The organism is Cyclobacterium plantarum (assembly GCF_011290685.1).
Lineage (GTDB): Bacteria > Bacteroidota > Bacteroidia > Cytophagales > Cyclobacteriaceae > Cyclobacterium > Cyclobacterium plantarum.
Map to the genome: position 1 here is coordinate 54,218 of NZ_JAANYN010000013.1, position 12,899 is coordinate 67,116.

At 41.3% G+C, this 12,899-nt stretch carries 12 protein-coding genes; 6 read left to right on the forward strand and 6 right to left on the reverse strand.

Annotated elements, in window-relative coordinates:
- Window positions 1–68 precede the first annotated feature (68 nt).
- The 4 genes from G9Q97_RS21745 to G9Q97_RS21760 all read left to right on the forward strand — a co-directional run bounded on the left by G9Q97_RS21745 (window position 69) and on the right by G9Q97_RS21760 (window position 5,211).
- Window positions 69–1,097 (forward strand): Fe(3+) ABC transporter substrate-binding protein, encoded by a 1,029-nt coding sequence (locus G9Q97_RS21745; protein ID WP_166150858.1) that lies wholly within the window; start codon window positions 69–71, stop codon window positions 1,095–1,097.
- 32 nt (window positions 1,098–1,129) lie between these two features.
- A complete protein-coding gene (locus G9Q97_RS21750) occupies window positions 1,130–2,764 on the forward strand; it encodes an ABC transporter permease (RefSeq protein WP_166150861.1) in 1,635 nt (544 codons plus the stop codon).
- Window positions 2,765–2,784: 20 nt separating this feature from the next.
- Window positions 2,785–3,822 (forward strand): ABC transporter ATP-binding protein, encoded by a 1,038-nt coding sequence (locus tag G9Q97_RS21755; RefSeq protein WP_166150863.1) that lies wholly within the window; start codon window positions 2,785–2,787, stop codon window positions 3,820–3,822.
- 192 nt (window positions 3,823–4,014) lie between these two features.
- Window positions 4,015–5,211, forward strand: coding sequence for a redoxin domain-containing protein (locus tag G9Q97_RS21760; protein ID WP_246255822.1), 1,197 nt, complete (start codon window positions 4,015–4,017; stop codon window positions 5,209–5,211).
- Between the two features lie 107 nt (window positions 5,212–5,318).
- Here the strand turns inward: G9Q97_RS21760 and G9Q97_RS21765 are convergent, their stop codons facing one another.
- The 3 genes from G9Q97_RS21765 to G9Q97_RS21775 are packed head-to-tail and all read right to left on the reverse strand — an operon-like array spanning window position 5,319 to window position 8,491.
- The gene (locus G9Q97_RS21765; RefSeq protein ID WP_166150865.1) at window positions 5,319–6,854 is read right to left on the reverse strand and encodes a P-loop NTPase family protein; all 1,536 of its coding nucleotides are present in this window, start codon (window positions 6,852–6,854) and stop codon (window positions 5,319–5,321) included.
- A 3-nt stretch (window positions 6,855–6,857) separates the two neighbouring features.
- Window positions 6,858–7,958: a vWA domain-containing protein gene (locus tag G9Q97_RS21770; RefSeq protein WP_166150867.1), complete on the reverse strand. Its 1,101-nt coding sequence runs from the start codon at window positions 7,956–7,958 to the stop codon at window positions 6,858–6,860.
- 53 nt (window positions 7,959–8,011) lie between these two features.
- A complete protein-coding gene (locus G9Q97_RS21775) occupies window positions 8,012–8,491 on the reverse strand; it encodes a GNAT family N-acetyltransferase (protein ID WP_166150869.1) in 480 nt (159 codons plus the stop codon).
- Between the two features lie 128 nt (window positions 8,492–8,619).
- On the opposite strand from G9Q97_RS21775, the gene G9Q97_RS21780 reads away from it, so the two are divergent.
- Together G9Q97_RS21780 and G9Q97_RS21785 are read left to right on the forward strand one after the other, a co-directional pair.
- Entirely contained in the window at window positions 8,620–9,399 is a 780-nt protein-coding gene (locus G9Q97_RS21780) for a type III pantothenate kinase (RefSeq protein WP_166150871.1), read from the forward strand.
- Between the two features lie 91 nt (window positions 9,400–9,490).
- On the forward strand, window positions 9,491–9,862 hold the full coding sequence (locus tag G9Q97_RS21785) for a DUF805 domain-containing protein (RefSeq protein ID WP_166150873.1): 372 nt from the start codon (window positions 9,491–9,493) through the stop codon (window positions 9,860–9,862).
- Between the two features lie 16 nt (window positions 9,863–9,878).
- Here G9Q97_RS21785 and G9Q97_RS21790 read toward each other — a convergent pair whose 3' ends face one another.
- From G9Q97_RS21790 to G9Q97_RS21800, 3 genes are all read right to left on the reverse strand, one after another.
- Window positions 9,879–11,450 (reverse strand): Rne/Rng family ribonuclease, encoded by a 1,572-nt coding sequence (locus G9Q97_RS21790; protein ID WP_166150875.1) that lies wholly within the window; start codon window positions 11,448–11,450, stop codon window positions 9,879–9,881.
- A gap of 178 nt (window positions 11,451–11,628) precedes the next feature.
- The gene (locus G9Q97_RS21795) at window positions 11,629–12,450 is read right to left on the reverse strand and encodes a tetratricopeptide repeat protein (RefSeq protein ID WP_166150877.1); all 822 of its coding nucleotides are present in this window, start codon (window positions 12,448–12,450) and stop codon (window positions 11,629–11,631) included.
- 20 nt (window positions 12,451–12,470) lie between these two features.
- Window positions 12,471–12,779, reverse strand: coding sequence for an HU family DNA-binding protein (locus G9Q97_RS21800; RefSeq protein ID WP_166150879.1), 309 nt, complete (start codon window positions 12,777–12,779; stop codon window positions 12,471–12,473).
- Window positions 12,780–12,899: the final 120 nt, after the last annotated feature.

Sequence of the window (12,899 nt, forward strand, 5' to 3'; positions counted from 1 at the left end):
AATCTTTTTCCTTTTATTTAGATTTGTTTTAAATAATACCTAATTTTGCCTCAAAATGCAGCACGATTATGGACAACTTTAAAAGTTTATTATTATTTGCTTCTATCTTCTTGGTAGGTATCATCTCTTGTAAAGAAAATACCGGTGAAGAAGTGAATGTATACACCCACAGGCATTATGATGCAGATCAGCAGTTGTTTGATGCCTTTGCCGAAGAAACGGGGATAAAGGTAAATGTAGTGAGTGCCAGTGCTGATGAGCTTATTCAAAAGCTGGAATTAGAGGGGGAGGGATCACCCGCAGATGTGTTGATCACCGTTGATGCTGGAAGACTACACAGGGCAAAGGAGAAAAACCTGTTTCAGGCGGTTGATTCAGAAGTACTCAATGCGAACATTCCCTCCAAATTTCGCAATCCGGAAGGCATGTGGTTTGGGTTGACTTATCGGGCACGGATTCTTGCTTATCACAAAGAGCGGGTCAATCCCGATGACCTTGATTCTTATGAAAGCCTTACTGAAGAACAATGGAAAGGAAGAATTCTAACCAGGTCATCAGAAAACATATACAATCAATCTCTTCTTGCATCCCTTATTGTGGCACATGGAGCTGATGCAGCAGAAGAATGGGCTGCCGGACTATTGAACAATATGGCGAGAGACCCCAAAGGTAGTGATAGGGATCAGGTAAAAGCCGTGGCTTCTGGAGAGGGTGATGTGGCTATAGTGAATAGTTATTATATAGGAATAATGTTGAATGATGCCAATGAGGAAACAGTAAAGGCCGCCAAACAGGTGGGCATTTTTTTCCCAAACCAGAATGACAGGGGTACCCATATCAATGTTTCCGGAGCGGGCGTCACCCGTCATGCACCGAATAAGGAAAATGCCATCAGGTTGATAGAATTTTTATCCGGGGAGAAGGCTCAGGGAGTATTGGCCAATGTAAATTATGAATATCCGGTCAATCCCAAAGTAGCACCATCTGAATTGCTTCAGAGCTGGGGCGACTTTAAGGCTGATGAAATTAACCTTTCTCTTTTAGGGGAGAACAACAGTGAGGCAGTAATTATTTTTGATAAAGTAGGTTGGAATTGATCGAAACTGCAGTGGGAGGCAGGATTTAGTTCGTGGGATTAGCCAAAAGAAGGTTTTATTGGTGGAACAACTGGATGACGGGTACTTTGCTGGTGCTGTTATTGATTGCTACCCCTTTGCTTACCATTTTCGTCAAACTTTTTACTTCGCCGGGAAGCAGCTGGTCTCATTTGACGGAGAATTTACTGGTCGGGTATCTTCAAAACACCCTCCTTTTATTGATGGGTGTGGCTACGATCACTTTTTTGTTGGGTGTTTCTCTGGCCTGGATAGTGACCCACTGTGAGTTTCCCTTGAGAAAGCATTTTGAATGGCTCCTGATTTTGCCATTGGGGTTCCCGGGGTATATCATGGCGTATACCTATACCGGACTCCTTGATTATTCGGGTCCTTTGCAGGCTTTTTTGAGAAATCAGTTGGATATTCAGGTGGTGGGGAGTTTACTGGATATCATGAATCTTCCAGGTGCTGTATTTATTCTGTCCATTACCTTGTTTCCCTACGTGTACCTCTTGTCAAGGGCTTCTTTTTTACAGCAGTCAAGAACATTTCAGGAGGCAGCGGCCTTATTGGGTAGCAATGATTGGTATACTTTTATCAAAGTCGCTTTGCCCATGGCGAGGCCAGCAATAGTAGGAGGGATAGCTTTGGCCTCTATGGAAGTGCTGAACGACTATGGTACAGTGAAGTATTTTGGTGTGGGTACTTTTACCACCGGCATTTTCCGTTCCTGGTTTTCCATGGGGGACGTAACCACCGCTATTTATTTGGCTGCAATCCTCATGCTATTGGTATTTTCCATTCTATTTTTTGAAGTCATTCAAAGGGGGAAAAAACGGTTTTCCCCCATCAATTTTATGAGTAAGCCCTTGATAAGGGTCAGGCTCTCAAGGGGAAAAAGAGGGGTGTTAACTGCAGCCTGTTCCCTGGTTTTTCTGATCAGTTTTTTTATTCCCTTTTTGCAGATCATTCAATGGGTTTGGTTAAGCTATGAGAAGTCAATGAATTCTGACTTTTTTTACCTGGTATTGAGGAGCTTTGGTCTGGCTGCTGTTTCCGGTTTATTGGTTGCTGTTTTTTCAGTGGTATTGTTGTACAGTTTGCGACTTAGTCCCTTTAATTGGCTCAAGAACCTGACGAAAGTTGCGATCCTGGGATATGCCATTCCCGGAGCGGTGATCGCTATAGGCATCATGGTGCCGGTGATAGGACTGGATCACTGGTTGAGGGATTATTTGTTTATGGGAAATGGGCAAATGATCGTTTCCGGAACTGTTTCGGTATTGCTATTTGCCTATATGGTCCGCTTTATGGCAGTAGGTTATCACCCTCTTGATGCCGGGTTTCAGAAAACCGGTATTCAGGTCAATGAGGCCAGCCGGCTTTTGGGTCAGAATTCCTGGAAAACACTCTGGAAAATAGAATTGCCTTTGGTCAGGGCCAGTTTTTTTAGCGCCATCTTGCTGGTTTTTGTAGATGTTTTAAAAGAATTACCCTTAACTTTGATTCTTAGACCGTTTAACTACCATACCCTGGCGACCAAAGCTTTTGACATGGCCACTAATGAAATGATAGCAGAATCGGCTAATTCTGCGCTGATCATTATCCTCACCGGAATATTGCCCATAATATTTCTTAACAGGATGATCCGCAATGTTAACATATAGACAAAATCAGAAATTTTTGCATGGGTATACTCAGGCTACAGGGCATAGATAAACAATATACTACATCTGAAGATTATGCGGTAAAGAACATTTCCTTTGAAGTAAAGGAAGGTGAAATACTTGCGCTGGTGGGCGCAAGCGGTTCTGGTAAAACAACGCTGCTCAGGTTGATTTCCGGGTTGGAGCACCCGGATAGCGGTGCCATTGTATTGTCTGGTAAAACCATGGTGGAAGACAGCAAGTCTGTGCCGGCAAACAAAAGAAAAGTGGGCATGGTATTTCAGGATTATGCCTTATTTCCACATCTGAATATTCTGGAAAACGTAACCTATGGCATTAGGAATGCCAATCAGGATGCGGAAAAGTTGGCCAAAGAATCCTTGCAACTGGTAGGGCTGAAAGAGAATTTCAAAAAGTACCCACATCAGCTTTCCGGAGGTCAACAACAGCGGGTTGCCCTTGCCAGGGCTCTGGCCCCAAATCCAACCATATTGCTATTGGATGAGCCATTTAGCAACCTGGATGCCATGCTAAAGGATCAGGTAAGGGAGGAAATGAGACAAATTATAAAACGAACAGGAATTACTGCCATTTTTGTTACCCACGATACCCGAGACGCATTATCTACGGCAGACCGCATTGCCATCCTTCACAAAGGTCACCTGCAGCAATTGGATACTCCCCGGAAATTGTATGAAGATCCGGTCAATGCTTATGTGGCCAACTTCTTTGGAAGACGAAATCAAATTTTGGCCACTGCGACCGAAGATGGTTTTTATACCCCTTTCGGCTTTATCGCTGACGAAAGATCCAGGATATTTCAGGATAAAGTAAGGATACTCTTTCGCCCGGAAGAAATAAAATTCAAAAAAAGCCTGAGACAGGCACTTATTGGAACAGTTCTCCATTGTGCTTATTTTGGGGATCACCAGATGGTAAAGCTGAGTGATGAAGCTGGAAAGTCCATTTATGTCAGGGCCAGTCCTACCCGGCATTTTCTTATTGGAAGCAGTGTTTTTTTTACCATAAGGTCCTTTAAAGCAGAGGATGCCTATTAATTGCTTCAACTTACTGGAACTATTTATTAGGTATTCAGTAGGGTAGGAATTTTAATAGACAGGTAATTTTTTTCATTCGTTTACACTGAGCTTTAGTTTCTTATGGTTTTATTTAATAGGTATATTGATTAAATTTAATTTTATCAATAAACCTATTCCAATATGACCTATTCAAATTCATTAGTTGTATCAATGAAATCTTTCACTTTCCTGTTAATGGTTTCCCTTTTGTCTGCTTGTGGGGAGGGGAAAGAAAATTCGGGTAAAGAAGAGGAGTCTACTGCTGCTGCATCTCCATTTTTCACACCGGATCCTAAGGTGGTGGAAGAAAAGCCGGTGGCTACGCTGGCCATTGGGGAGCAGGCACCAGATTTTAAGCTGCCTGGGGTGGATGGACAATATTATAAATTGTCAGATTTTGATGATAAAGAGGTGTTGGTCATTAACTTTACCTGTAACCATTGTCCCACAGCACAGGCATATGAAGAAAGGTTCAATGATCTGGTGAATACTTACAGTGAGCAGGGAGTGCAGTTTATTGCCATATCTCCCAATTCTCCCATTGCCGTACTTCCTGAAGAGCTTGGCTATACTGATCTGAACGATGATTTTGAGAGCATGAAGGTCAGGGCTGAAGAAATGAATTATAACTTCCCCTATCTTTACGATGGGGATGAGCATCATTTTTCAACAGCTTATGGCCCTACTGCAACACCCCATATCTTTGTTTTTGACAAAGACAGGAAACTGACTTATCAGGGAAGAATAGATGCCTCTGAAAAACCCGGGACGGGGCAGGCTGAAGATGCCAAATATGCCATTGAAAAAACCCTGAAAGGAGAACAATTGGCTGAAGACAAAGCCACAACTCCTGCTTTCGGTTGTTCCATTAAGTGGGCCTGGAAAAATGAGTACACCCTAAAGGTTAACGAAGACTGGAAGAAAAAGCCAGTGGAACTGAATAAGATCAGCTTGGCAGACCTGGAGGAATTATTGCAGAATAACAGCGATCAGTTGAGGTTGGTGAATTTCTGGGCAACCTGGTGTGGCCCCTGTATTGTAGAATATCCGGAGTTTATCGAAATACAGCGGATGTATGGTAACAGGGATTTTGAGTTTGTGTCCGTAAGTCTGGATAATCCGGAATCCGCCGACAAAGCCTTAAAATTCCTCCAGAAAAAACATTCAGCTACCACCAATTATCTGGTGGATACTGACGACAAGTATGCCATCATAGATGTGGTTAAAAATGATTGGGATGGTAGCCTCCCACTGACCTTATTGATAGAACCAGGTGGAAAAGTCCACTACAAGGTACCCGGAACCATCAAACCCCTGGCACTCAAAAAAACGATCGTAGATCACCCCTTGATTGGGCGGTATTATTGATAAATGGAAAGTTTGTATTTTTGTAAGCCCGAGGGATTTAAATTGAAGAAGGGAAAAGCCCCTAAAGAAGAAGGGAGGGAAAAATTTATTCCCTCCCTTTTTTATCTTTAATTGAAATCATCGTCTTCATCTTCCTCATCCAGGCCTGGTGCACCCAGATCAAACATGCTGCTGAAAAGATCTTTAAACTGCATACCGGTATCCAGCAGTTTTTTACTCAATTGGCTGTATTCCGCCAGGCCGTGAAGGGCAAACTCCATGTAGAATTCCTTTTCTTTTTCCGGTAGGCCTTCCACAAATTGTGTTGTTATTTTTTCCAGCCCAGGGACTTCAAGAAGGGCTTTTTTATATTCTTTATCGCTCTGGCTGGCCAAAATATCCAGACTGTTGCCCTCTCCAAACCAGGACAAGGGAAGGACATAAGGGTTGCCTTCTTTTTCCTTATCTTTTTTCTTTTGCTCTGGTGATGGGAAATATTGTACAAAAAGATTTCTTATGGCTTTTCCGATCAGGTTATAAGCCACCAATCCGGCACCTTCCTGTTCTCCCTCGTACACGAGCTCCACTTTGCCGGTAATTGCGGGAATCACCCCAATGAGGTCCACTATTCTAACCATGGTGTTGGTTTCCCCATTGAGGTAAAGCCTCCTCTCTGCGGCAGAGATCAGGTTTTCGTAAGCAGATATCGTCAACCTGGCCGATACCCCACTTTTTTCGTCTACGTATTCACTTTCACGGGCCTCTACCGCAATCTGTTCGATCAGGTCTTTCATCAGCTCAGGAACATGGATTTTTTCCAATGGCCTTCCTTTCAGTTTTGCTTCCTGCTCAGTGATTTTTCTGCCAATGGCAATACTTTTTGGGTAGTGGGTGATAATTTGGCTTTCTATCCTGTCTTTAAGGGGTGTGACAATGCTACCACGGTTGGTGTAATCTTCAGGATTTGCAGTAAAGACAAATTGGATATCCAGAGGTAATCTGAGTTTGAAGCCCCGGATTTGAATATCGCCTTCCTGAAGGATGTTGAATAAGGCTACCTGAATTCTGGCTTGTAAATCCGGCAATTCGTTGATTACGAAAATAGACCGGTGGGACCGGGGAACCAAACCAAAATGGATGACCCTTTCGTCGTTGTATGAAAGTTTCATGGTCGCTGCCTTGATGGGGTCCACGTCTCCTATTAAGTCCGCAACGGATACATCGGGAGTAGCCAGTTTTTCTGTATACCGGTCTTCTTTTGCCCACCAGTTTATCGGGGTATCGTCTCCCTTTTCTTCAATCACCTGTCGCGCAAATGTAGAAATGGGCATTAGCGGGTCATCATTCAATTCAGACCCTTTTACCACCGGAACAAAATCATCAAGCAGGAGGGTCATCATTCTGGCTATTCTTGTTTTGGCCTGCCCCCTCAGACCTAGCAAGTTGATGCTGTGTTTGGAAAGTATGGCCCTTTCTATATCAGGTATCACCGTATCTTCATATCCCCATATGCCTTCAAAAACATTCTCTTTATTTTTTATTTTCTTGATCAGGTTACTTCTTAGTTCTTCTTTAATGGTTTTGTGTGAATAACCTGAGGCTTTTAACTGGCCTAAAGTTTTTATTTTTTGTATCTCTTTGCTGGTCATTTTTGTGTATTCCATGCTTTAAAAACGTTTGGTTCGGTTTCGCCTGTAATCTTCGAAAATCAAATGACCCAAGCCTTTCAGGTTACTGTAATAGGCATTTCCATTGTTAACCGTCGTGAATTCCTTTACAAATTCTTTGAGGTAAGGGTCAGAGGCAATCATAAAAGTGGTTACAGGAATTTTTAATTTTCTACATTGAGCTGCAAGTTTCAGGGTTTCTTTTAGGATTTTGCTATCAATTCCGAAGCTGTTTTTATAATACTTGATGCCAACTTTCATACAGGTGGGTTTTCCATCTGTAATCATAAAAATCTGCTTGTTTGGATTTTTTCTTCTTCTCAACAGATCCATGGCCAATTCCAAACCGGCCACTGTATTGGTATGATAAGGACCTACTTGCAAGTAGGGGAGATCCTTTATCTCTATTTGCCAGGCATCATTGCCAAATACGATAATATCCAGCGTGTCTTTAGGGTAACGCGTCTTGATGAGTTCAGCCAGTGCCATGGCTACTTTTTTGGCTGGTGTAATCCTGTCTTCTCCATAAAGGATCATGGAGTGTGAAATATCAATCATCAAAACGGTTGATGTCTGGGTGCGCATTTCACTTTCCACCACCTCCAGATCATCTTCAGTCAATAAATAGTCTCCGGAAAAACCATGATTGGCCTGGGCATTCCGCAGGGAATCCGTCAGAGCGATCTGATCCAGATTATCCCCAAACTGAAAAGGCCTTCGGTCCGAGCCCCTTTCCTCTCCAGGTCCGGTATGGGTGGTTTTGTGTTGCCCTCCTTTCCCTTTTTTCAACTTTCCGAATATTTCCTCCAGCGCGCTTTTCCTTATGGTCTGCTCGGATTTTCCGGTGATTTTTAATTCTCCCTTACCCTGCTTTTCATCCAGATAGCCCTTGCTTTTTAAATCCTCTATAAAATCACCAATCCCATATCCTGGTTTGGTCATGTTATATCGTTTGTCCAGATTGGTAAGCCAACTTAAGGCTTCTGCCACATCTCCACCAGTCATGGTGATTAGTTGTAGAAATATATCCAAAAGCTGTTCAAAGGAATTTTTATCCGGGTCTTTTTGGGGAACGAATTTAGTGAATCTGAATCCTTTCATATTTACACAACAAGAATTAGGCTCCTTGGGTTTTAACTTTTCTAAATACCTTTTCAGGATTGAATCAGTGAGGTTATTTCCTCCGCCTGCAAATGGCAATTGAGCCATTCTTCTTCAAAGCTGGCACCGTATTTTTCGTAAAACTTAATCGCAGGTTCATTCCAATCCAAAACCTGCCACATCATTCCGGTACATTTTTCTTCCAGTGATTTTGCCAGTACCCTTTCAAAAAGCAATTTGCCGGCTCCCTTACCTCTTTCCTGCTCGGTGATGATGTAATCTTCAAGGTAAAGCCTTTTCCCCTTCCAGGTACTGTACCTGAAATAATAAATTGCCGTTCCAATGATCGATTGATCTTCGTCCCTAACTACCACAAAAAAACCAAAAACAGGTTGCGGACCAAAACCGTCTTTTTCCATCATTTCCAAAGTATTGGTCACTTCTTCAGGTGCTTTTTCATACAGGGCCAGCTCCTTGATCAGGTCAAATATCGCTGGCAGATCTTCTTTTTTTCCTTCTCTAACAGTGTACATGATTTGAAATTAATAAAAATGGATCAGATTAGCTGTAAAATCGGGTGCTTACTAAAAAAATAAATATTTGTCTTGAGCAGGGGATTCCTGTATCAGTTTTTATATTTGAAAACGTAATCGTATACGCCATGTTTTTATCAGTAGATGCAGGAAATTCAAATATTGTTTTTGGAATTTATGAGGAAAGCAGTGATTCCTGGCTTAATGTACTTCGGGTAGAAACCACCAAAAAATTATCCGTTTTACAATTGGAAAAAGCTTTGGGTTTGTTTTTTCTGGAGAACGGCCTGCATCCTGACTCCATCGATGGCATTGGGTTGAGTACTGTAGTCCCTGATTTAAAAACAGTATTGTTGAGATGCATGGAAAATTTTTTTGGTCGGATGCCATACCTGATCAATGAAAAAAGCTATGATAAGCTCCTGGTTAAAACTACCAATCCTGAAGAAATAGGGTCTGATTTGATGGCCAATATTACAGCTGCCTATGACTGCTTCAAAGAAGCTTGTATCGTTGTGGATTTTGGCACAGCCCTTACTTTTAGCATCATAGACAGTCAGGGCAATGTGATCGGGATCAATATTGTGCCTGGTATCAAAACGGCTATAAATTCATTGTTTACCGGTACGGCCAGATTGCCAAAAGTAAGCCTGGAGATGCCCGATTCCGTATTGGGGAAAAACACCGTCCAGGCCATTCAGTCAGGTATTTTTTATGGATATACGGGATTGGTTAAAGGAATGCTGGCATCCATTTCAGCGGAAACTCAAATGAAATTTAAGGTCCTTGCTACCGGAGGCCTGTCTCCGGTGATGCAGCACCTGTCAGCCGAATTTGACCTCATGGACATCCACCTGACATTGAAGGGGATTTATCAGATTACAAGGATAAATTGTAAAAAAGATTGACTTTTCAAAAAAATTTGGAGATCTAATTTGGAATTGGCTATATAAAATTTTAGTTTAAATCTTTTCAATTTCCACCATAAAACCAGATACTATGAATCCTCAACCACAACCTTTTGATTATTATCTTGATGTATTAAAAAACAAATATGCTCAATTTGATGGGCGCGCCAGAAGAAGTGAATATTGGTATTTCGTTTTGTTCAATGTACTGGTGAGTATTGGAATCGGCATTGTGGGGACTTTTCTGGACAGTAATTTCCTCAGTATGATTTACAGTTTGGGTGTATTTATTCCAGGTATTGCAGTGGCAGTGAGAAGACTTCACGATACCGGCCGGTCGGGATTGTGGATTTTGATAGGGCTCATTCCGATAATCGGACTAATTGTGCTTATCGTTTTTATGGTCGAGGATAGCAAACCGGATAACCAATATGGTCCCAACCCAAAAATAGCGGTTCAATAATAAAAAAAAGCGGGTCTTATTCAGACTCGCTTTTAACAATAACTTCTATAGGTTCTCCTGAATGATCCAGGAATTTGTACTCCGTCACCGGTAGTGAAGAATCTTTAATCAGACTGATCCATTTGTAATATTTAAAAAACCATTGTACCCTTTTGGAAATCATGCCATGTGTAAAATAGGCATATAAATAGGGATGCAAGGCTATTTTAATCTTCGATTCGTTTTGATGTGTTGCAAGATGTTCTAAATCTTTTTCCAATTTGTCAGCCACCAATATGGAAGCCTGAATTTTCCCTGTTCCATTGCAGGAAGGGCAGGTCTCTTTTGTGACAATGTTCATTTCGGGCCTGACTCGCTGCCGGGTGATTTGCATCAATCCGAATTTGGTAAGCGGGAGTACCGTGTTTTTAGAGCGGTCATCTCTCATGGCATCTTTCATCGCTTCAAAAATGGCCCGCTTATTTTCTGCCTTTTTCATATCGATAAAATCGATAACGATGATACCCCCCATGTCTCTAAGCCTCAATTGTCTTGCAATTTCTTTTACAGCCACTAAATTGGTTTTAAGGCCTGTATTTTCCTGATCACTTTCCTGATTGGACTTGTTGCCACTGTTTACATCCACCACATGTAGGGCTTCGGTATGCTCAATAATGAGATAACCGCCCTGAGGTAGGCTAACAGCAGATCCAAACAGGCTTTTGATCTGTTTTTCAATACCAAAACTTTCAAAGAGCTTTGCTTTTCCGTTGAAAAGCTTAACAATTTTTTCTTTTTCTGGAGCAATGGATCTTATATAAGATCGCATCTGATCGTAAATTACTTCGTCCTCTACCGTGATTGCGTCGAAAGATTCGTTGAGCAGGTCTCTGATAATAGAAGAGGCCAGACTCATTTCTCCGATGATTTTGTCTTTTACCTTGGCTTTTTGCAACTTACTCATACCTTCTTCCCAGGCCTCAAGGAGGTTTCTGAGATCTTTATCCAGCTCTGTGACAGATTGTCCTTCTGCAACAGTACGGATAATAACCCCAAAATTTACGGGTTTGATGGATGTGATAAGTCTGGATAACCTTCTTCTCTCTTCGGCACTACGTATCTTTTTGGATACATTGACCGTGTCAGAAAAAGGTACCAACACCAGGTATCGACCAGCAAGGGAGAGCTCACAGGATAATCGCGGGCCTTTTGTTGATATCGGTTCCTTGACCACCTGAACAAGAACCTGATTGTTTTTTGACAAAACCTGGGAAATTTTACCCAACTTGTCTATTTCAGGTTCGTTTTCAAAACCTTTCAGGTTTAATTCCTTTCGGTTTTTATTCCGGATTAGTTTTACCAGTTTGTTTAAACTGTTTACCCGTGGTCCAAGATCTTGATAATGTAAAAAAGCGTCTTTTTCAAAACCTACGTCTATAAAAGCGGCATTCAAGCCATTGACGATTTTCTTTACAGTTCCAAGATAAATATCACCAACCTTAAACTTGTTGTCTTCCTCTTCAACGTGAAGTTCAATCAAGCTTTTGTTTTTCAACAAGGCGATGCGACTACCATTTTGAGATGAATCAATTAATAATTCTGAACTCAAATTGTGTCTCTGTTATAAAATAAAAGAACGTGTTAAATGATTCAAAGAAGTACACTTACTTCTTCTTGTGTCTGTTTTTCCTTAATCTTTTCTTACGCTTGTGCGTAGCAATCTTATGTCTCTTCCTTTTTTTACCGCAAGGCATAATTTTATGGTTTAAAGTTTAACAATATTATAACTATAATCTATCTAAGTAATTCTCTATTCCGGACAGGATCTGAGGATCATCCGTCTTTCCTTTTAAAGACTGCAATTGCTCTCTGGCCCGGTCTTTTTGGTTGGATTCAAATAAGCTAACCCCCAAATAAAACTGACCCTGAATATTGTTAGGATGATTGGCTACCAGTTTTTCGAATCGCTCCACAGCCCTTTTATACTGTCCGCTTTGCATGGATAGTATGCCCATGTTAAACAAAGCTTCTTCATTATCCGGGTCCTCTTCAAGAATTTCCCTGAGCATGGTTATTCCTTGCATGGGATTGGAAGAAGACACGTATGTCATGGCTATCTTGGTTTTCAGATCAAGTCTTTCAGGTTGGCTTTCCAATACTTTTCCAAGATACTCCCTGGTGTTTTCTGCCAACCTTTCGGTTTTGGCATCATCCATAGAAAACCCAAAAGCCTCATAATAAGTATTACCCGCCTTTTCCCAGTTTTCAATACCGGGTACTTTTTCAGCAATTAAACTGTAAAAGTAAGCGGCACTATCAATTTTTCCACCAGCTTCATAAACTTTGGCAATGGAATCTGCAAAGATAACAAAATTTTTGTCATCAGGTTCACCTTCCATCTCCGCCATGAGGTTTTCGATTACTTCCAGATCACGTTGATCCAGTGAACTGTTGTGAGTGTCTCCATCAGTAGAAAAATCAGATCCCAAACCACCACCGCCTTCAGCAAGTTGCTGCTCCTCATTGTCCACGACTACCATTGGCAATCTGTAAAGCAGGTAAGTAAGCAGCAATCCGGCCAGGACGAAAACAATTTGGGATCTTTTCATAAGTTTAATTTTCCAGGTAATTATTCCTGGGGTGCCAATTCTTTAACGGTTTGGCTGTTCTTGATTTTTTCAATAAAAGATTTGGAAGGTTTAAAAGCGGGAACATAATGCTCATCTATTACGATAGCCGTGTTTTTGGAAATGTTTCTCGCAATTTTTTTAGCTCTTTTCTTGTTGATAAAGCTGCCAAAACCTCTGACATAAATGTTATCTCCTTCCGCCATTGAATCCTTTACAACTTTAAAAAACGCTTCAACGGTTTGTGTAACATCGTCCTTTTGAATTCCTGTCTTCTCTGAAATCTTTGTGATTACCTCTGCTTTAGTCACTGTCTTTAAATTTTATTGTGTAATTCAATAGAGGCTTAACCTCCTATTAACCAAGTAATTTTGGGAGTGCAAATTTACAATAACCATTCCAATTAAAAAATAAAATCAATAAAATTAGCT

Coding starts and splice junctions, on each gene's coding strand:
- G9Q97_RS21745 (WP_166150858.1), top strand. CDS start 69: ATGGACAACTTTAAAAGTTTATTATTATTTGCTTCTATCTTCTTGGTA.
- G9Q97_RS21785 (WP_166150873.1), top strand. CDS start 9,491: ATGAATCCTCAACCACAACCTTTTGATTATTATCTTGATGTATTAAAA.
- G9Q97_RS21760 (WP_246255822.1), top strand. CDS start 4,015: ATGAAATCTTTCACTTTCCTGTTAATGGTTTCCCTTTTGTCTGCTTGT.
- G9Q97_RS21775 (WP_166150869.1), bottom strand. CDS start 8,491: ATGTACACTGTTAGAGAAGGAAAAAAAGAAGATCTGCCAGCGATATTT.
- G9Q97_RS21770 (WP_166150867.1), bottom strand. CDS start 7,958: ATGAAAGGATTCAGATTCACTAAATTCGTTCCCCAAAAAGACCCGGAT.
- G9Q97_RS21765 (WP_166150865.1), bottom strand. CDS start 6,854: ATGGAATACACAAAAATGACCAGCAAAGAGATACAAAAAATAAAAACT.
- G9Q97_RS21795 (WP_166150877.1), bottom strand. CDS start 12,450: ATGAAAAGATCCCAAATTGTTTTCGTCCTGGCCGGATTGCTGCTTACT.
- G9Q97_RS21780 (WP_166150871.1), top strand. CDS start 8,620: ATGTTTTTATCAGTAGATGCAGGAAATTCAAATATTGTTTTTGGAATT.
- G9Q97_RS21755 (WP_166150863.1), top strand. CDS start 2,785: ATGGGTATACTCAGGCTACAGGGCATAGATAAACAATATACTACATCT.